The 18986-nt window shown below is 38.7% G+C and carries 19 protein-coding genes; 18 read left to right on the forward strand and 1 reads right to left on the reverse strand.

Going from position 1 to position 18986, the window contains the following annotated elements:
• The first annotated feature begins 134 nt into the window (after positions 1-134).
• The 15 genes from V7137_RS14215 (at position 135) to V7137_RS14285 (ending at position 12675) form a co-directional block, all read left to right on the forward strand.
• A complete protein-coding gene (locus V7137_RS14215; protein ID WP_335698693.1) occupies positions 135-1298 on the forward strand; it encodes an HD-GYP domain-containing protein in 1164 nt (387 codons plus the stop codon).
• Positions 1299-1423: 125 nt separating this feature from the next.
• Positions 1424-2623, forward strand: a complete 1200-nt coding sequence (locus tag V7137_RS14220) for a hypothetical protein (RefSeq protein ID WP_335698694.1) — start codon at positions 1424-1426, stop codon at positions 2621-2623.
• A 141-nt stretch (positions 2624-2764) separates the two neighbouring features.
• A complete protein-coding gene (locus V7137_RS14225) occupies positions 2765-3847 on the forward strand; it encodes a hypothetical protein (RefSeq protein ID WP_335698695.1) in 1083 nt (360 codons plus the stop codon).
• Positions 3834-6002 (forward strand): molybdopterin oxidoreductase family protein, encoded by a 2169-nt coding sequence (locus V7137_RS14230; RefSeq protein WP_335698696.1) that lies wholly within the window; start codon positions 3834-3836, stop codon positions 6000-6002. The genes V7137_RS14225 and V7137_RS14230 overlap by 14 nt, the downstream gene beginning before the upstream one ends.
• Positions 6003-6563, forward strand: a complete 561-nt coding sequence (locus V7137_RS14235) for a 4Fe-4S dicluster domain-containing protein (RefSeq protein ID WP_166240789.1) — start codon at positions 6003-6005, stop codon at positions 6561-6563. It abuts the gene before it with no gap.
• Between the two features lie 11 nt (positions 6564-6574).
• Positions 6575-7099 (forward strand): ubiquinol-cytochrome c reductase iron-sulfur subunit, encoded by a 525-nt coding sequence (locus tag V7137_RS14240; protein ID WP_335698697.1) that lies wholly within the window; start codon positions 6575-6577, stop codon positions 7097-7099.
• Positions 7089-7280, forward strand: coding sequence for a hypothetical protein (locus tag V7137_RS14245; protein ID WP_335698698.1), 192 nt, complete (start codon positions 7089-7091; stop codon positions 7278-7280). Before V7137_RS14240 ends, V7137_RS14245 begins: the two co-directional genes overlap by 11 nt.
• Complete coding sequence (locus tag V7137_RS14250) at positions 7273-7584, forward strand: hypothetical protein (RefSeq protein ID WP_335698699.1); 312 nt, start codon at positions 7273-7275, stop codon at positions 7582-7584. The genes V7137_RS14245 and V7137_RS14250 overlap by 8 nt, the downstream gene beginning before the upstream one ends.
• Complete coding sequence (locus V7137_RS14255) at positions 7571-7852, forward strand: hypothetical protein (protein ID WP_335698700.1); 282 nt, start codon at positions 7571-7573, stop codon at positions 7850-7852. Before V7137_RS14250 ends, V7137_RS14255 begins: the two co-directional genes overlap by 14 nt.
• A 154-nt stretch (positions 7853-8006) precedes the next feature.
• Positions 8007-8246: a transposase gene (locus V7137_RS14260; RefSeq protein WP_335698701.1), complete on the forward strand. Its 240-nt coding sequence runs from the start codon at positions 8007-8009 to the stop codon at positions 8244-8246.
• 3 nt (positions 8247-8249) lie between these two features.
• The gene (locus tag V7137_RS14265; RefSeq protein WP_335698702.1) at positions 8250-9272 is read left to right on the forward strand and encodes an IS200/IS605 family accessory protein TnpB-related protein; all 1023 of its coding nucleotides are present in this window, start codon (positions 8250-8252) and stop codon (positions 9270-9272) included.
• Positions 9273-9801: 529 nt separating this feature from the next.
• Complete coding sequence (locus tag V7137_RS14270; RefSeq protein ID WP_335698703.1) at positions 9802-10464, forward strand: sensor histidine kinase; 663 nt, start codon at positions 9802-9804, stop codon at positions 10462-10464.
• 13 nt (positions 10465-10477) lie between these two features.
• On the forward strand, positions 10478-11131 hold the full coding sequence (locus tag V7137_RS14275; protein ID WP_335698704.1) for a response regulator transcription factor: 654 nt from the start codon (positions 10478-10480) through the stop codon (positions 11129-11131).
• 15 nt (positions 11132-11146) lie between these two features.
• Entirely contained in the window at positions 11147-11614 is a 468-nt protein-coding gene (locus V7137_RS14280; RefSeq protein WP_335698705.1) for a GAF domain-containing protein, read from the forward strand.
• The gene (locus V7137_RS14285) at positions 11614-12675 is read left to right on the forward strand and encodes a sensor histidine kinase (RefSeq protein ID WP_335698706.1); all 1062 of its coding nucleotides are present in this window, start codon (positions 11614-11616) and stop codon (positions 12673-12675) included. The genes V7137_RS14280 and V7137_RS14285 overlap by 1 nt, the downstream gene beginning before the upstream one ends.
• A 34-nt stretch (positions 12676-12709) precedes the next feature.
• Here the strand turns inward: V7137_RS14285 and V7137_RS14290 are convergent, their stop codons facing one another.
• Positions 12710-14365, reverse strand: a complete 1656-nt coding sequence (locus V7137_RS14290) for a glutamine--tRNA ligase/YqeY domain fusion protein (RefSeq protein ID WP_335698707.1) — start codon at positions 14363-14365, stop codon at positions 12710-12712.
• A gap of 251 nt (positions 14366-14616) precedes the next feature.
• Between V7137_RS14290 and V7137_RS14295 the strand changes: the two genes are divergently transcribed.
• The 3 genes from V7137_RS14295 to V7137_RS14305 all read left to right on the forward strand — a co-directional run bounded on the left by V7137_RS14295 (position 14617) and on the right by V7137_RS14305 (position 18956).
• Complete coding sequence (locus tag V7137_RS14295) at positions 14617-15600, forward strand: Gfo/Idh/MocA family protein (RefSeq protein ID WP_335698746.1); 984 nt, start codon at positions 14617-14619, stop codon at positions 15598-15600.
• Positions 15601-15806: 206 nt separating this feature from the next.
• The gene (locus V7137_RS14300; protein ID WP_335698708.1) at positions 15807-16820 is read left to right on the forward strand and encodes a 4Fe-4S binding protein; all 1014 of its coding nucleotides are present in this window, start codon (positions 15807-15809) and stop codon (positions 16818-16820) included.
• A gap of 159 nt (positions 16821-16979) precedes the next feature.
• Positions 16980-18956 carry a WG repeat-containing protein gene (locus V7137_RS14305; RefSeq protein WP_335698709.1) on the forward strand — a complete coding sequence of 659 codons (1977 nt, stop codon included), beginning with the start codon at positions 16980-16982 and terminating at the stop codon, positions 18954-18956.
• Positions 18957-18986: the final 30 nt, after the last annotated feature.

Genomic DNA, 18986 nt, shown 5'->3' on the forward strand with positions numbered 1-18986 from the left:
AATGTAGAAGAATATAGAAAATTAGTAGAAATTGCTTAGGGAAAACTATCAAACTACTATTTGTTATCCCAAAATCCAAAAAACAGATGATGACATGGGAAGGGTACATGTGTGATGTACACTTGGAGGATTTTATGATACCACATGAAGAAAAACGGATAATGAAATGGTTTCTTTCATTATTCTATCTCATTTTCATAGGCTATGAATATTTTTATTATTACATTTTTAAAGTTATAAATAATAAAAAGGCTGGCCTGCCAAGCAACTTTTGGTATATAACCTATTTTGTATTAATTATATTGATTCCAGTTTCTTACTATTTATATAAGGAAAATAAAGGGTTTTGGGTAAAGTATGTATTTAGTATTACGTATCTTCTTACTGTTTTTGTTGTTGATATCTTAACCTTTTATGGGAAATCGCCGAAAGCTTACACAAGTGGGAATATTGTAGAAGTGTTTTTAGTATTATCATTACCCCTTTTCCTAAATACAAGATATTTTTGGATTATCAGTCTGGGTACTATTTTAAAGTACATCTTGATTGGATTAATATTAAAGGCAGGATATGCTGCTTTGCCAGGAATATTACTAGCTGTCTTAACAATTTTGTCCTTCTTTTTATTAGTCCGCTTTCAGGAATATTTTAAAGCAATTAGTACTGCATACGATAAGCAATTAGAAGGAATCGTAAAAGGGGTCATTGCCACACTAGAATTAAAAGACCCGTATACAAGGGGACATAGCGAACGTGTTGCCAGCTATGCATCCATTTTAGCAAGAGAAATCGGTGAGTTTTCAAAAGAGGAACAAAAATCCTTTTATTATGCTTGTCTATTACATGATATCGGGAAAGTCCATATTCCTGATTCTATATTAATGAAGCCTGGGAAATTGACAAAAGAAGAATTTGAAATAATTAAGTCACATCCAAGTGTTGGTGCGGAAGCTGTCGAGAATGTCCAGGGGATAAAGGATAGTCTATCTGTCATCCGTTCGCATCACGAGCGGTGGGATGGAAGGGGGTATCCTGACCGTTTAGCTGGCGAAGAAATTCCCTTACTAGCAAGAGTTACAGCTATTGCCGATGCATTTGATGCAATGACATCATCCAGATCGTACAGAGCAGCAATGCCAGTGGAAGAAGCCTATAAGCGAATTATTGAAGGAAAGGATTCCCAGTTTGATCCATCGTTGGTAGAGAATTTTATTAAAGTATTTCCAGCATGGGTCGACTTTCACAAAAAATATCCATGGAATAAAGAAAAGGCTTTACTGAAGGAGGTGGAAGGATGAAAATCCGTAAACTGAAGAAGGTAAAAACTACATGTTGGTGGTGCGGCTTTTTCGGATTAGGGTGATAAGATGCTAGCGAAAGCTAAGCATCTTTTTTTAAAATATTTATAAGATAGGGTGTTGAAATGAGCCTTACACTCGATTCACGTCTATTGTTGGAACCAGTCGACATTCACAAGGATAAAAAAAATTATATTGTTGAAGATAAGGCTACAGGTGAATTCTATGAAATGACTGAGGTATGTATTGATGCAATCAATAAGATGAACAATGGAGTGCCATTAGGGCAAATCGAAAATCATCTTAAAGAAAAATACCCTAAAGAAGTAGTAGACTTAATCGATTTTGCCAATCAACTCCTTGAACTTAATTTGATTGATCAAATTGATGGCATAAAGGTTGAAAAACAGCACCGAGAAAAGGTCGAGTTAGGTTTTTTACGGATTTCCCCCAAACTAGGGAAATTCTTTTTTAATAGGTTTACATATCCTTTTTATATGATACTATTTGTAGTCATTCTTATCCTTTTTATCAAGAATCCTTCTTTATTTCCGCAGCGTGATGATATATTTGTGTTTGATATTATGGTGTACAATGTTATTTTGTGGCTGGCATTTTCATTTTTTCTTGTGCTTATTCATGAGTTTGGACATGTGTTGGCAATGCGAGCACAGAATCTCCCGACAAAAGTAGAGGTTAGCCATCGTTTGTTCTTTGTTGTCCTTGAAACCGATATGTCACCGGTATGGAAACTTGCACCTAAAGATCGAAATATTCTTTTTTTAGCAGGCCTATGCTTTGATATGGTCATCCTCTTTTTTTCTCTTATCTATTTGTTAATGTTCCCCAACGGTCCAAGGCTTGCCAATGCATTAATGAGTCTTGCTGTTTTTGATATCGTGATGAGGGTAATTTTTCAATGCTGTATATATATGAAAACTGATCTATACTTTGTCTTTGAAAATTTATCAGGCTGTTACAATTTGATGGAAAATGCAATTCAGTCCATTAGAAAGCGTCTTTCTATTCTTAAAGTGAGATTACAAGGAGAAGTGATTTTTGCGAGTGAAAGAACTACGATCATCATTTATTCCATCTTTTATATGCTTGGGATTGCTGCAACTATAGCTGTATATTCCATTTATTATATCCCTGAAGTGATCTATGCGGGAAATCATCTACTCCCAGGTTTTACACAAAGCCCAACAAATCTGGCTTTCTGGGATGCGCTGGTTTTCTCCCTTCAAGTTTCCATTTACTTGCTGTTACTGCTGTACTCTTGGCGGAAAAAATACAATCATCATAAGCTTCGAAACGAAATGTGACAAACCTTTGTCTAAAATAATATTTCTAGGGGTTTTTCCCCCCTATGATAGGGGAACTCCCTGATATTTATAACACTGCCGTTTTTCTTACAATAAGAGTATGAAAAACGGCAGTGTTATTTTTATTTAGGAGGAACTCCCATGGAAGCCAATATTGCAACGACTAAAAAACAAGGGCGATCAGTTAATGATGCGTTTGCATCCCATTTTGCTAAATCAATGTTTCTAACGGTTGTCGGACTGGCGATTTTAACATTTATCGGCACTAGAATGTTTACACATATTGACTTAAATCTTTATGGATATATGGTTGGAACGCTTATATTTATCGGAGGATTTTTCTATCGCTTTATTGCTTGGGGGGAAAGACCGCCAACTAAAGTTTTTATCAAAAAAGGTTTAAAGCTATTGTTTCGAAAAAGTACACCTAAAACGGCTGTTAATCATTTAGCCATTTACGATTTCATCCGGAATCGTGGGATTTACCGCTGGGTTCAGCACATTCTTATCGGGTGGGGATGTGTCCTTGCGTGCTTGGTGACCTTCCCGCTTGTGTTTAGCTGGATGTATTTTACGATGGAAGACAATGGCTACTATACGATTGTGCTATTTGGAATGAACGTAATGCATGTTAAAGCAGAGGGCATTATTGCTTGGTTATCTTATAATGCCCTTAATATTGCCGCTATCATGGTAACGGCTGGTGTGTGTATGGCCTTATACCGCCGCTTAAAAAATATGCAGGCAAGAGCAGAACAAAAATTTATGTACGATTTCTTACCGCTTTACTTATTATTATTTATTTCGGTTACAGGCTTGCTGTTAACCTTTCAAAACATAGTACTGCATGGCTGGATGCAGCCGCAAATGTCATTGATCCACCAATTTTCCGTAATCGTGACATTAATCTATTTACCATTTGGAAAGTTAGCTCACATTCCATTCCGTCCAATGAGCGTGTTTGCTAGAAATTACCGTGAACATTATGGTGAACAGCAAATGAAAAAATGTAAAGTGTGCGGCGACCATTTTGTATCCGTGGAGCAATCGAATGATGTGATTCAAGTTTTAGGAGTCAATGAAATGGAATTTAATATGCAGGATGGTTTTAATCTTGCTGAACTATGCCTGCCATGTCGCAGAAAATATAGAATCTCAAGATTCTCAGGCTTTGCAACACATCAAGTTAAGGTCAAGGAGGCAAACCAGAATGCAAAGGGATAAGTTTTTTAAAGAAATAGAAAATCTTCGTCATCCAAATGAAACGCTCGTAAAAACTCACTGCAGCTATTGCGGGATGCAATGTGGAATGAACCTGCGTGTTAATACAAAAACAAATAAAATCATCGGGGTGGAACCACGTTATGACTGGCCGGTAAACGTCGGAAAAATGTGTCCCAAAGGGGTTACTGCTTACCAACAAACAAATCATGATGATCGTATTTTAAAACCATTAATTCGTGATGATGCATCATTAAAGGGTACAAAAGAAGGATTCCGAGAAGCAACATGGGATGAGGCCTATGATTTAATCGTGAAAAAATTTCAAGAGCTTCAAAAAAATCATGGTAAGGATTCACTTAGTGTCTATAGCGGAGTGTCGATGACAAATGAAAAATGTTATTTAACAGGAAAGTTTGCCCGTGTTGGCTTACAAACTCGTTACATTGATTACAACGGCAGATTCTGTATGGCAAGTGCCGCAGGTGGATTTCTGAGATCCCTCGGAGTCGACCGAGGATCAACCCTCCCTTGGACAGATCTTCATGAAACGGATTGCTTGTTTATTGCAGGAAGTAATACAGCCGAATGTCATCCAACTTCGATGTTCCGAGTGTGGGCGGTGCAGGAAAGAGGAGGCTACCTAATTGTAGCAGACCCGCGTGAAACACCAATTGCTAGAAGAGCCGATGTTCACCTGGATTTAAGACCAGGAACAGACTTAGCCCTTGCAAATGGAATTCTAAACTTACTTATTCAAAATGGGTATGCTGATGAGGCATTCGTAAATTACCATACAAATGGCTTTGAAGAAACAAAAGAATTGGTAAAAGAATTTACACCAGAATATACGAGTGAGCTTACTGGGGTTGCACCTGAAAAAATCATTCGTGCAGCAGAGATATATGGTAAAGCACCTAATGCTATCGTTATGTTTGCCCGTGGTATTGAACAGCAGCATAAAGGTGTCGATAACGTTTCAGCATACACAAATATGGCCTTAGTTACAGGTAAAATTGGCCGACCTAAAGCGGGAGTTGCTACATTTACTGGTCAGGGTAACGGTCAAGGTGGTCGTGAGCACGGTCAAAAAGCCGATGCCCTTCCAGGGTATCGTAAAATTACAAATCCTGAGCATGTAAAGGCAGTTGCTAAAGTGTGGGGAATTGAACCAGAGGAAATGCCAAAAGAGGGCGTATCAGCTTACGAAATGTTCGGATTAATGGAACAGAAAACGATCCGTGGATTGTACCTGCTTTGCTCAAATCCAGCCGTATCTGCACCAAACCTAAATTATGTACGGGAACAAATGAAAAATCTAGACTTTATGGTATGTGCAGACTTTTACTTATCTGAATCAGCAGAGTTTGCTGATGTAATCCTTCCAACGACCACTTGGTCTGAGGACGAAGGAACAGTAACAAACCTCGAAGGACGCTGCATTAAAATTAACAAGGCTCAAGAGCCGCTAGGAGAATCGAAACCAGATTGGCAAATTCAAGTGGAATTATGTGAGCGTTTAGGCAGAGGAAAATACTTCTCTCATCTAAAAACAGCAAGTGATGTCGGAGATGAATTCCGTTTAGCTTCTAAAGGAGGCTATGCTGATTACTACGGAATCACTTGGGATAAAATCGACAAACAGGACGGTGTCTTTTGGCCTTGTAAAGACGAAAATGATCCCGGTACACCGCATATGTTTTTAGATAAAAAATTCTATCATCCAGATGGAAAGGCAAAAATCTGTGCTTTACCTTACCGTCCGCCAGCTGAAGAGCCAGATGAAAAATATCCATTACGCTTAACAACCGGACGTGTCGTTTATCATTATCTTTCTGGGAACCAAACTCGCCGGATTCAATTTTTACGAGATATGTGTCCTGAGCCATATGTAGAAGTACATCCGGAAACAGCCGCAAAATATAACATTGAACATGAAGAATTTGTCCGCCTCTTTACTCGTAGAGGTGAGGCTGAGTATAAAGTGAAAATCACGGAAGCTATTCGAAAAGATACGGTATTTGTTCCATATCATTTTGGTCACGATAAATCTATTAATCTATTAACCATAGCTGCACTTGATCCTATGTCACGGATGCCAGAATTCAAAGCATGTGCCGCACAGATTGAAAAACTAGAAATGAAGAAGGTGCAGTAAATGAAAAAGAGGCTATATCTTGAACTTGAAAACTGTATAGGGTGCCGTTCTTGTTTAGCGGCTTGTACACAGTGCGGAGGACATGAGGAACGTAACCGCAACTATGTTTACGACGTTAACCCGCTTGTTAACCGTCAAACGATGCCTCTTATGTGCCTTCATTGTGTAAATCCGGCATGTGCAAGAAGCTGTCCTGCTCAGGCAATCCAAATCCATGAGACAGGAGCCGTTCTTTCAGCTCTTGTGGAAAAGTGTATTGGCTGCCAAAACTGTACAATTGCTTGTCCGTATGGAATACCAAAGTTTGATACAGAGCAAAATTTAATGTACAAGTGCGATCTTTGTATCGACCGTACAAAGGACGGCATACCGCCAATGTGTGCGAGTGTTTGCCCATCGAATACCTTACAATGGCTGACAGATGATGAGATTGAAGCTAAACAAAAGCAATTTAACCTAGATAACGGTAAATGGGTAACAAGTATGCCTTATTTAGAAGGCGAAACAAATGTAAAAGTGAATCTCCCTGGAATTCTGCAGGGCGTCACTAAACTGTTTTAGGAGGGATTGGCATGAAAGATAAAAATAATAAAATCCCGTTTAATGAAGATAATTACACACATAATATAAACCGCAACAATGAACGAAAACTGGACCGGCGCGGTTTTATGAAAACGCTAGTTGGGGCTGCAGGTGTTTTTGCGGTCTCCTCTCTTCCTTGGGGAGCTTTGGCTGCAAAAGAATTAACAGGCTTGGGTGACAAAAAATATCCAAAGCAAAAAATTACCGATGTCAACGCTTTGCCTGTAGGAGATGCGGTTGACTTTGCTTTTCCAGGTGAACATGACAGTGCTATTTTAATTAGATTGTCTGAAAAAAAATATGTAGCTTACCAAAATGCGTGCACCCACTTAAGATGCCCTGTGTTTTGGAAAAAGGATGAAGGAGAAATGCTTTGTCCTTGCCATCACGGAAAGTTTGATGTGGAAACGGGTGCGCCAATCGCTGGTCCGCCGCGACGTCCGCTTCCTGAAATTTATGTAAAAGTAGAAAACGGTGTGGTTTATGCCGTGGGGGTGAAACGTTATGAAGCGTAGTTACCTGCCTGTCGCCTTCCTTTTAGCTGTTTTATTGTTAAACATTATCTTTACACAATATATGGTTCATCAATATTTCTATGAAAATTATACAAATACGATCATAGTCGCGGTCATCAATGTAATTTTATTTCCAATCGCCTTCCTTATTTATAAAAAAGGTGTGAATATCAATGACTAGTGAGACTTATATAGATTTTTGTTTTGTCCGTCCGGAAGCCAGCGGTTTTATAGCTGAAATCGATGAGTTATTAAAAAATACCTTTGCGAAAAAACGCCTGAATTGGTTTCTAGAAGAAAAAACGCTTGATGGGGCCGAGATGGTTATTGCAGAAATAAAGGGAATGAGTGACTGGGGTTCTGAAGACGAAACCATTCAATTCATCGAGGAAAATGCCGATGAAAAGTTTTGGGAGTATTTGCAAGGGTATAAGATGTTCATCTATCCGGTGAAGAGAGGATGTAACAGTTGTGGAACCCATTAAGTTAGAAGATGTGAACCGGTTTGTTGGTGTGCCAATCGAGATAGCCATTCAAGATGCTGAGGGTGGAGACCAAGCACCATCTGTAAAGAAAGTTGTAAAAAAGGTACAGTTTTGTCCAGATGGAACGCATATCCGCTTATATTTTGATGATTTTTATTTTCTTGCGGTGCCGATTTCTTCTCAAGTAAGAGAGTCGGAAGAGCAATGGATAGCTTTTGATTCTGAAAGCGGCTTAACATATACGATAAAAAAGGTACAGGTTTTTTAAAAGACCTGCCTTTTTTTATTATGGGAGGTTACAACTGGTTAAGATATCTGTAACCTCGAAAAAAATTTGATTGACAACCGGTTCTCATATCTTACTTTTCATTCATTTTAACCTTATTCTTAAATCAGAACACGCGTTCGAAAGTGGGGATGAAATGAAGGTAACGAAAATATGTTTACTAAACGATCAGAATTCCATCGAACTTGAAAAATTAAATCGATTGATGGCTGTTTTTTGTTCTGCAAAACGGTATTCATTTAATCGTTTGACAGAAGGTGAACAGCCAGGCGAATTAGTTAAAAAGATAAATGCTCTTTTTTGTTTGAATAAAAGATATGCCGAAGATGCTGTTATGCAAGTACAAGCCATTGTTTCAAGTCAAATAGAACTCTAACCGATGAGAATTGAAGGGGTCCAAGGAAAAATTAAAAAAATTGTTATGAAAATTGAAGATTATAAGACAGGTAAGAAAAGACCAAAAAAAGTTTCCCTTGAAGTATGTTTAAAGGGTTTGGATGCCCGATTAGAAAAACTTCAACTAAAAGAATCTGTTTTATTAAAACATCAAAAAGATCAGACGATCCCCAAAGTCATCTTTGGTGGGAAAAGGAATTTTTACGAACGAATGAAAGGTAAAATATCAAGAATTGAATGGAAGGATTTGCGTTCTAACACGCTTTATTCTCGTGGTGATAAGTCCAAAAAAGGGAATTTGAATATACGAATTGTTTTTGATGAGAAGGAACAACAGTTTTATTTGGAAGTGGCAAATCCACTACTGGCCGAGGTTAGAAAAAGTCCAAGATTACGATTTAAACTTCATGTTCCTGATAAGTATTTCAATGAAATTGTAGATGTTGTCGTACCTGATGTGGCGGGTTTTACTTCTAAAGGAAAACCTTATGAAGAGTTTATGGTTTATTCTATTGAGTTAAAACGTAAACGAGGCAGGGTCTATGCCCACATTACCTATGATTTGAATGTTCATGGTTATTTACTAAAATGGAATGAAAAAATTCAGTCTGATATTGTGGCGGGGATTGATATAAACGTTGATCGAGTAGCAGTTTCTATTTTAACAAGACAAGGAAATTGGTTGGAATCAAAAACCTTTTATTGTCATGAAATGGAATATGTAAAAAGCAATCGGAAATCCAACATGGCTGGTGAAATCGCAAAAGACATTGTTCAGTATCTTTTGTCTTGGAACGTGGGGGCGATGGTGTTAGAGGATATCACGTTAAAACAAGATCATGACACGAATAAACGTTTCAATCGACTTGTCCATTCGTATTCCAAAACAAAAATACAAAAAGCGATTATTTCTAGAGGTATCAAGTTTGGGTTTAAAATAAAAAAAGTAAATCCAGCTTACACATCTGTCATTGGGCGATTTAAAATAGTGAAAAATATGGATTAACCGTTCATGAAGCCGCTTCTTTTGTCATCGGGAGAAGAGGCCTAGATTATGATGAAAAAATTCCAAAGGAACTCCTTGTTCATTTACGTACGCTAGTAAAGCCAAAATTGATTTCTCTTCTTGGGTCCATGGAAGAATCCGAGAAAAAATCAAACAATGGTAAACAAAGGCGTAAGTTTATGGGGATGATGGTAACAAATATAGAAAAATTCAAAGAAAACCATAGGTGGAAGCTATGGAATGTTATTCATAAAACATTAATGATCAAGAACCTGGAATTACAATTGAAGGAGGTGTAAACCTGGTACTAAAATCCATTCTTTGTGGCAGGTTGACCAGTGGAAGGAATGGTCTGTTGCAAATCGCCGGCTCTAACAGAGCACCACGGGCTGTCTTGAACATTAGAGGTTCATGACAAGGGTAAAATCCCCTTCCTGATGGGATGACGCGAGAATCGTCACGGTATGTCTCTTTTCTTGGTTCGGAGGCGAAAATTAGAAATAGATTGATTTTAGTAACCAGGGGCGAAATGGATGGTTTAAGTTCAAAACAGCAAATTAGCTCTTATATTATTAATTCCCAAGAGGAAGAGATCAAACGGATTGCCTTAGAGCTTCACGAAGGTGTCGGACAAAATCTATATAGTATTTTAACAGGCTTACAGTTTATTGAATCAGGTGCAAAAGAGCCAGATATGAAACATTATGTGCGCGACATGGCCCAGTTGATTGAAAAGACCATTCAAGAAATTAGGCTCTTATCTGTTGAATTACATCCGCCTACCCTGACAACGCTTGGTCTACTACCAGCGATGAGAAGTTATCTTAAGTTATATACATCAACATTTGGGATCCTCGTGGATTTAGAATCAACAGGTGAAGAAAAATGGATATCTGAAAAAAATAGAATTACTGTATTTCGTGTTTGCCAGGAGGCGCTTGCCAATATCGCTAAGTATGCAGATACTTCCAATGTAACCATTAAATTTAATTGGACTGAGGAAGAATTGAATATTACTATTTATGATTTTGGCAAAGGATTTCAACCCGAGGAATACCATTATATAAATCCACTTTCAGGACTTGCCGCCATGAAAGAACGGATGCTTCTGACTGGCGGACAATGTAACATTTCTTCTAAAATAGGGGAAGGAACATCCATAGTACTATCTCTTCCGATAAACCGAGATTAAAGGAGAATTAAGATTGATAAAAATCCTTTTGGTTGATGACCATGCTGTTGTTAGAATGGGTCTTAAGATGCTGTTAAACACAAATCCTGAAATGGAGGTAATTGGTGAAGCATCGGAAGGCAATGAAGGAATCAAACAAGCGTTAAAGTTAAAACCTAATGTGGTGGTAATGGATTTAAGCATGCCACATGGTAAAGACGGATTATCGGCTACAATGGAATTAAAAAAGTTAATGCCTGAGGTTAATATTTTAATATTAACGATGCATAATGATGAGGAGTATCTTTTTCGTGCCATTCAAGGGGGAGCATCTGGCTGTATCTTAAAAAGTGCTCCACATGACGAATTAATGTCGGCCATCCAGTCGGTTGCAGCAGGGGATGCCTATTTGCATCCTTCGGCACAGAAGAGGTTGATGGAAGAATATTTAAGCAGCCTAAAACAAGATGGCAATGATACGTACAATCTTTTATCTGAACGGGAGAAAGAAGTGCTTACACTTATAGCAAAAGGATATTCCAATAAGGAAATCGCTGAACAATTGGTAATCAGTGTAAAAACGGTCGAAACCCATAAAGGGAACTTGATGGAAAAACTACAGATGAGAACCAGACCTGAGTTGGTGGAATATGCCGTAAGAAAAGGGTTATTGGGGTTTGGTATTTAAGGAGAATTTCTTGGGATGAAAGAGATCAAGGGAATGCAAGAAGTGATTGAGGTGTGTAACAGGCTGATAACTGTGACAAGCTGCGAATTTGTTGCTCTGGCCTTGCAAAATGAAGTAGGCCCCGATGTTAGATGGCATTATGCTGCTGGCAATTTAAATGACAAATACAAAAGAATTACCGTCCGTTTCGGGAAAGGTATTGCGGGAAAGATCATTTCAAGCGGCAGCCCGATGATGATAATTGATTTTCCAAACGGAATATTCGGAAAAGTAACAGACCATCCAATCATGCTTGCTGAAAAACTTGTATCCACCTATGCGGTCCCTTTATTTTTTTGGGGTGTTCCTAAAGGGGTTTTACTTATTGGGAATAGGAAGGCATCGACGTTTTCAGAAATTGACCAGGAACAAGTAAAAGAATCGGCCCAAGCCTTGGAACAGATTTTAAAGGCAGATATTATGAAAGATGCAGGGAGAAGCTAATGGACAAGAAACATGACCAGCCTGCAAATCATTCCGCAGATCTAGAGTTAGAATTAAAAAAATCGATGCAGGAATTAGTAGATATAAAGTTTGCGCTTGATGAATCCTCAATTGTAGCCATCACCAATTCTCGAGGCATGATTACATATGTGAATGATCAATTTTGTCATATCTCGAAATATTCGAGAGAAGAACTGATGGGGCAAGATCATCGAATTATCAATTCCGGATACCATTCAAGAGATTTCTTTAAAGAAATGTGGAGAGCCATTGGGTCCGGAAAAGTATGGAAAGGTGAAATCTGCAATAGGGCAAAAGATGGGACCTATTATTGGGTAGATACCACGATTGTTCCTTTTTTAAATGACCAGGGAAAACCGTACCAATACTTGGCGATTCGTTATGAAATTACCGAGCGAAAGAGAGTCGAACGGGAGCTGCAAAAAATGATGACAACCATCATCAACGTTCAAGAAGAAGAACGAAAACGATTGTCACGTAATTTACACGATGGGATTGGTCAAAACCTTTATAGTCATTTGATCACCATAAACCGTCTCTTAGCCGAAATGGACCATCCGCTTCTTCTGCAGATGCAAACCGAAGCAACCGAATTGATTGAAGAAATCCGTGAAATCTCATGGGAGCTGCGTCCCTCCGTACTAGATGACCTGGGATTAGTACCAGCGATTCGGTCGTTTTTATCCCGTTATTCTGATCATTACAATATGGATGTGTATTTTGAATGCGTGTTAAATCGACGCTTGGATATCAGCATAGAACTAACGATTTACCGGATCATCCAGGAGGCGCTCACGAATGTTCGCAAATATGCGGAAGTTACCGAAGCGAAAGTCACTATTAGAGAAATAGATGATGTCCTCAGAGTAATGATTGAGGATAAAGGAAAGGGGTTTGATGTAAAGAATCAAACCGTTGGTGTTGGTTTGTTTAGTATGGATGAGCGAGCACGCTCGGTGGGTGGAGAGCTAGTCATTAGTTCTTCTCCAGGGAAGGGGACTAAATTGATATTAGAAGTACCGAGTATGATTGTGGAATAGAAAAGAACCAGGCAATTATGCCTGGTTCCTTCTTTTAAATTTTAAATGAGCTTTTTAAGGAAACGATGCGGTTAAAGACGAGTTTATCGACGGTTGTATGTTTCGGATCGACGTTAAAGTACCCATGTCTAAAGAATTGGAACTTTTCTTGTGGTCTGCTTTCCTTCATGTTCGGCTCGACAAAGCCTTGTAACACCTCAAGCGAATTTGGATTTACGTTGTCTAGGAAAGTCTTTTCACTACCGCTTTCATCGTCTGCTTCTTCCAAAATAAGTGGTTCGTAGAGACGGAATTCAGCTGGAACGGCATGGGCCGCTTCAACCCAATGGATTGTTCCTTTCACCTTTCTGCCCGTAAAGCCGGTTCCACTTTTGGTTTCAGGATCGTAAGTGCAGCGCAGTTCGACAACATTACCGTTCGGATCCTTGACAACTTCTTCACATTTAATGAAATAGGCATTTTTAAGCCGAACCTCATTACCAGGGAACAGACGGAAATACTTTTTAGGCGGTTCTTCCATAAAGTCGTCCTGTTCAATATAAATTTCCCTTGAGAATGGAATTTTCCTCATGCCCATTTCAGGATTTTCTGAATTGATTTCGGCATCTAGGAGTTCAATTTGTCCCTCTGGGTAATTTGTAATGACAACCTTTAACGGGTTGATCACACCCATGGTTCGTGGTGCTTTCAGTTTTAGGTCTTCGCGGACAAAGTGTTCTAACATTTGTGAATCAACTGCCCCAGAACCTTTGTGAACACCGGTTTCCCGGACAAACGCCACAATTGATTCTGGTGTGAAGCCTTTTCTTCTCATCCCGGAAATGGTTGGCATGCGAGGGTCATCCCAGCCATCCACGAACCCTTCATCTACTAATTGCTTAAGCTTCCGTTTACTCATCACTGTATTAGTCACATTTAAGCGGCCGAATTCAATTTGTTGTGGAGTGCTCTCCATTTCGCATTGTTTTACTACCCAATTATAAAGAGGCCGTTGGTCTTCAAACTCAATCGTACAAATAGAGTGGGTTACCCCTTCAATTGCGTCCTCAATTGGATGGGCAAAAGCATACATTGGATAAATGCACCACTTGTCACCTGTATTATGATGGGTTGCATGGGCAATACGGTAGATAACAGGATCGCGTAAATTGATATTTGGTGATGACATATCAATTTTCGCTCGTAGAACCTTTTGACCGTTATCATAGACACCGTCACGCATCTTTTCAAATAGTTCAAGGTTCTCCTCAATTGACCGAGTTCGGTAAGGGCTATCCTTTCCAGGCTCTGTTAGTGTCCCGCGGTATTGGCGGATTTCGTCAGCTGACAAGTCATCAACATAGGCTAACCCTTTTTTAATTAATAGAACCGCACGTTTATACATTTCTTCAAAATAATTAGATGCAAATAATAAGTTATCCCATTCAAAACCTAACCATTTTACATCTTCTTTAATTGAGTTTACATATTCGATATCTTCTTTTAACGGATTGGTATCGTCAAAACGTAAATTGGTCAGCCCGTTAAATTCATCAGCTAAGCCGAAGTTGATGACAATTGATTTTGCATGTCCAATATGTAAATAACCGTTTGGCTCTGGCGGGAACCGTGTGATGATTTTGTTGTGCTTTCTTGTTTCAATATCTTTTATCATAATATCTTTAATAAAATTTGATGTGTGATTGTCCACCCTTTTCAACCTCTTTCATCTTGTCTAGCTCCAGGCCCCGATTAGCAGGCACCCTGCGCATTTCATCTTTCATACTACATTATAAATAACATAAATACGGATATTTTTCCATTGTTCCCATCAATTCATGTATAAAACACGCGTGAAATGGAAGATTTGGTTATTTTTTTTGAAGTTTGGAATTGGCAAGTAGCAGTGAAAAAGACTACAATGGTTTCTTAAAGGTATATAAAGGAAGGGGAACTCTAATGATTAATTTTGGAACAGTTGGGACAGGATGGATTACAGAATCCTTTATTCAAGCAGCACAACTTAGCGGTCAATGGCAATTAACTAGTGTCTATTCCCGGACAGAGGAAAAAGCGAAACAACTAGCCGATACATATCATGCTCCAAATTTATACACTGACATAGCAGAGATGGCTAAGAGTCCAGAGATACAAGCAGTATACATAGCTTCACCAAATTCAGTTCATTTTGAACAAACACTAATGTTTTTGAAAAATAAAAAGCATGTCATTTGCGAAAAACCAATTTTTTCAACGAGTGCAGAGTTAGCCACAGCCTACCAGACAGCGGAGGAAAATGGCGTTTACTTATTTGAAGCAATCCGTAATATTCATACACCCAATTTCAAAATATTAAAGGACAACCTTCATCTGGCAGGAAAACTCCGGAGTACAATGCTGCCTTATATCCAATATTCCTCTCGCTATGATTTATTTTTACAAGGTGAGGAACCAAATATTTTCTCAGCAAAATACTCTGGCGGCGCACTCGTAGATTTAGGTGTTTATCCACTTTATGTCGCGGTCGGATTGTTTGGCAAACCGAAGCAGGTAAGCTATCATCCGGTTCTCCTTCGCAGTGGGGTGGATGGAAGTGGTACCCTTGTATTAACGTATGACGATTTTGTATGTACGATTCTTTGTTCGAAGATATCTCATTCGGAATTACCGTGTGAAATTCATGGGGAAAAGGGAACTTTCCTCCTTGAAGATGCGGCCCCGATTTCTAAAATTACCTTCGTTGACAACCGTGGATTAGAGAGAGAAACCATAAGTGTTGACCAAGAAGAACAAAACATGGTTTATGAATGTGAAAACATTGTTAACATCATTGAGACAAAAAATGATCAAGCATATCAAGAATTGAAGCGCTGGAGCGAAATTGTCCTCGAAATCACTGAAGAGGCTAGGAAACAAAATAACATCATATTTGCTGCTGAGAAATAGAAACAAGGCCAGAGGGATTCGTTCCCCTGGCCTTGTTTTTGTCATTCTATGTTTTGATATAGGTTGACTTCCCCAAGAATCTTATTTGACATTTTAACGAATGGTTCTGTGAACTCTTTATGAATTCAATATTCTCAATGATTTTTATCACATGCCATGTTTTATTCGTTCCTTATAGTTGAGATAGTAAGATTGGAGGAAATCATATGAAACCAAAAGCTTGGTATAAGAAACAGTGGAAACGTAAACCTGTACAGCTGACAAGATATACCGTTCAGGGCTTATTTCTGTTGTTTTTACTATATGTTGGTCTACAGTTTTATCAATTTTATTTGCATCTTGAAACACTCGGAAAAACCCCTTTTGTTGAACGTCCATCAGCGGTCGAAGGATTCTTGCCAATAAGCGGTTTAGTTGCCTTAAAGGTATGGCTTACGAGTGGTGAATTTGATGTGATTCATCCCGCAGGTCTCGTTTTACTGGCATTTTTTGTTGGTGCAGGTCTTATTTTACGTAAATCATTCTGCAGCTGGATTTGTCCCGTCGGTACTGCTGGTGAGTTAGTCGCTTGGCTTGGCAGGAAAATGTTTAAACGGAATTTTGAAATTCCAAGGTGGTTAATCTGGCTTTTAACTCCGGTCAAATACTTGTTGATGTTATTTTTTGTTCTTATGGTTGTTCAAATGCCTATTTTTACCGCGAAAAGTTTTCTTGATGAACCGTACAATAAAGTCTCCGATATAAAAATGCTCCTTTTATTTACAAATCTTGGCGGCTTTACATTGAAGTTTATTATTGTCCTCTTCATCCTGTCATTATTCTTACGAAACTTTTGGTGCCGCTTCCTTTGCCCATATGGTGCCTTGATTGGTCTAGGGAGTATCTTTAGGATTACAAAGATCGAGCGTAATGAAGATACGTGTACCAATTGCCAAATGTGTACAAAGGTTTGTCCACAAAGATTAAAAGTTCATAAGGTAGAGACAGTAAATTCACTTAGTTGTTCAGCCTGTATGTCTTGTGTAGAGGCATGCCCCGTAAAAGACACGCTAAGAATGACGGTTGCTCGGAAAAAGGTTAATAAATGGTTTGTTCCGGTTACGTTCTTCGTGCTGTTTTTCTTGGTTATTACGATTGCAAAAATAACAGACCACTGGGATTCTATCATTTCCTATGACGAATGGAAACAGCTAATCCCAGAAGCTAAAAACATTAAATAATTGTTTAATAGCAGCTGAATCCAGCTGCTATTTTTATGAGGGAAGCCTGATCATCCTGTGAAGTCAGAGGTTTAACACAGCCTTTCTTTATGAGAGGGTAAACACATAGCCCATATTTCATCATATAAATATAAAAAAATCTAAAATGGGTGAGTTATGATGTTTAGAAATAAAAGCGAATTAATAAACAGGATCTTGCCATATCTTCCACTTGGTGCAGAACTGGAATACCGAGATAAACAAGCAATCCTGCAATATATGGATATCGATGGGGATGGAATCCATGAAATCTTTGGATTGTTTCGTCTTAACCGAAAATACTATTTATTTGTTCTTAAAGATTACATGGGTCATTTTCTCTATTATAATCCATTACCTCCTGAGGTGAAGAAAAAGGCAGTCCGAGCGCTGTCGATTTCTCGAGAGACGAGAGCCGTTTACCTTTTCCCTGTTGTGAGGAAGGAAATAGGCGGAAATAAGTGGGGCTATATGGATACAAAAGGGAAGATAGTACTACCTGTACATTATGATCGTGCAGAGGATTTTCAGGAAAATGATTTGGCCATCGTTGGTTTAATGAACAAATCAGGAGTCATCAATGCCAGCGGTTATTTTATTGTCCAACCCAAATACGACACAATTAATCCGTTTGCAGAAGGCCGGGCCGTTGTCAATGATTCTCAAGGATTCAAAGTGATTGATGAGAGTGGCAAAGAAATCACTGGCAAAGCGTATTCTATTATTGTTGGTGAATATAAAGAAGGGCGTATCCGCGCTGTGAAAATGGATGAGCACAGGGAGTATTTATATGGGTATCTCAATAAACGAGGGAATGAGGTAATTCCACTAATCTATGAATCGGCCAGTGATTTTGAAAAGGGGAAAGCAGTTGTCAAAACAAAAAATGGTACCTTTCAACTCATTGATCTGACCGGCAAGGTCATCCACTCGTACCCTTATGCATTCGTAGGTAATTATGGTGAAGGGTTGCTCACCTTTAAGGAAAGCAACGAAGGAAAGAGCGGATATATCGATGAGCAGGGGAAAACAGTCATCGAGCCTAAATTTTCACTGGCCGAGTCATTTATCGAAGGCCGGGCGATTGTTAGTTTGTCAGAGAATAATAGAGAAAATTATGGCGTCATTGATCGAAACGGCAAGTTTGTGATTAAGCCAAACTATAATCAAATCTTATCTCTAGATGAAGGGCGCTTTGCCATTGGAAAGGAGATTGACCCGAAGCAGCCTTGTAGGAGGTCTATTTACGCCTTAGCGGATTCAGAAGGTCATATTCTAACAGGATTTAAATTTACAATGCTCACCAAATTTGAGGACGGCCTCGCTTCGGTGACCGATGAAGAGCATACTTACTTCATCGACAAACATGGAAAGAGAAAAGAACATCTGCCAATGGTTAGTGGCAGCGGCTGGCTTAGTTTTGAGAAAACACTGATTAAGGGGCATATTGACGACCACCTCCTCTATTTTAATCAGACCGGAGAGTTGATCTGGAAGCAAAGTACCATACTCCCGCTAAATAACCAATTTTCTGTTGTCGAGTATAAGTACAAACCTAATAAGGATTATTTAGTTTATTTTCCACAGATTGAAGGAATGAAAAATCCAGAAAGTGTAAATCGTACTTTAAAGGAGCTGGCGGGTGTAAAACCTGTGCCCGCACATAAACAGTTGGAATCAAATTATACAGGTAATTATGAGGTAACATATTACAAGAAGGATTTACTGGTCATCAAAATTACAGGCTACGATTACCCGTTTTGTGCAGCCCACGGAATGCCTTTGGAAAAATATGCTCATATTAACTTAGAAACTGGATCGATGTATCAATTAAAAGACCTGTTTAAGTCCGGAAGCCCTTATGTAAAAGTAATTAGTGATTTGATTCAAGCTCAACTAAAAATCAATAATCAATATTCGTCCTATCTATTACCAAATGAGTATCATGGCATACGAGCAGATCAGCCATTTTTTATTAGTGATGCTGGACTGAATATCTACTTTAATCCATATGAAATTGCTGCATATGCAGCTGGGTTTCCTACCTTTACCATCCCGTTTGAAGATCTAAAAGATCTCATTAATAAGGAAAGTGAGTTTTGGAAATCATTTCATTGACAAAGGCAGGAAGATATCCTGTCTTTTTTT

Origin of the sequence: Neobacillus drentensis (genome assembly GCF_036962765.1) — a bacterium.
Taxonomy (GTDB): Bacteria; Bacillota; Bacilli; order Bacillales; family Cytobacillaceae; genus Neobacillus; species Neobacillus drentensis_C.

Excerpts from the sequence above, each read along its gene's own strand:
- V7137_RS14300 (WP_335698708.1), top strand. The coding sequence starts at position 15,807 with ATGAAACCAAAAGCTTGGTATAAGAAACAGTGGAAACGTAAACCTGTA.
- V7137_RS14270 (WP_335698703.1), top strand. The coding sequence starts at position 9,802 with ATGGATGGTTTAAGTTCAAAACAGCAAATTAGCTCTTATATTATTAAT.
- V7137_RS14250 (WP_335698699.1), top strand. The coding sequence starts at position 7,273 with ATGACTAGTGAGACTTATATAGATTTTTGTTTTGTCCGTCCGGAAGCC.
- V7137_RS14280 (WP_335698705.1), top strand. The coding sequence starts at position 11,147 with ATGAAAGAGATCAAGGGAATGCAAGAAGTGATTGAGGTGTGTAACAGG.
- V7137_RS14230 (WP_335698696.1), top strand. The coding sequence starts at position 3,834 with ATGCAAAGGGATAAGTTTTTTAAAGAAATAGAAAATCTTCGTCATCCA.
- V7137_RS14220 (WP_335698694.1), top strand. The coding sequence starts at position 1,424 with ATGAGCCTTACACTCGATTCACGTCTATTGTTGGAACCAGTCGACATT.
- V7137_RS14265 (WP_335698702.1), top strand. The coding sequence starts at position 8,250 with ATGAGAATTGAAGGGGTCCAAGGAAAAATTAAAAAAATTGTTATGAAA.
- V7137_RS14235 (WP_166240789.1), top strand. The coding sequence starts at position 6,003 with ATGAAAAAGAGGCTATATCTTGAACTTGAAAACTGTATAGGGTGCCGT.
- V7137_RS14225 (WP_335698695.1), top strand. The coding sequence starts at position 2,765 with ATGGAAGCCAATATTGCAACGACTAAAAAACAAGGGCGATCAGTTAAT.
- V7137_RS14240 (WP_335698697.1), top strand. The coding sequence starts at position 6,575 with ATGAAAGATAAAAATAATAAAATCCCGTTTAATGAAGATAATTACACA.
- V7137_RS14260 (WP_335698701.1), top strand. The coding sequence starts at position 8,007 with ATGAAGGTAACGAAAATATGTTTACTAAACGATCAGAATTCCATCGAA.
- V7137_RS14215 (WP_335698693.1), top strand. The coding sequence starts at position 135 with ATGATACCACATGAAGAAAAACGGATAATGAAATGGTTTCTTTCATTA.
- V7137_RS14285 (WP_335698706.1), top strand. The coding sequence starts at position 11,614 with ATGGACAAGAAACATGACCAGCCTGCAAATCATTCCGCAGATCTAGAG.
- V7137_RS14305 (WP_335698709.1), top strand. The coding sequence starts at position 16,980 with ATGTTTAGAAATAAAAGCGAATTAATAAACAGGATCTTGCCATATCTT.
- V7137_RS14245 (WP_335698698.1), top strand. The coding sequence starts at position 7,089 with ATGAAGCGTAGTTACCTGCCTGTCGCCTTCCTTTTAGCTGTTTTATTG.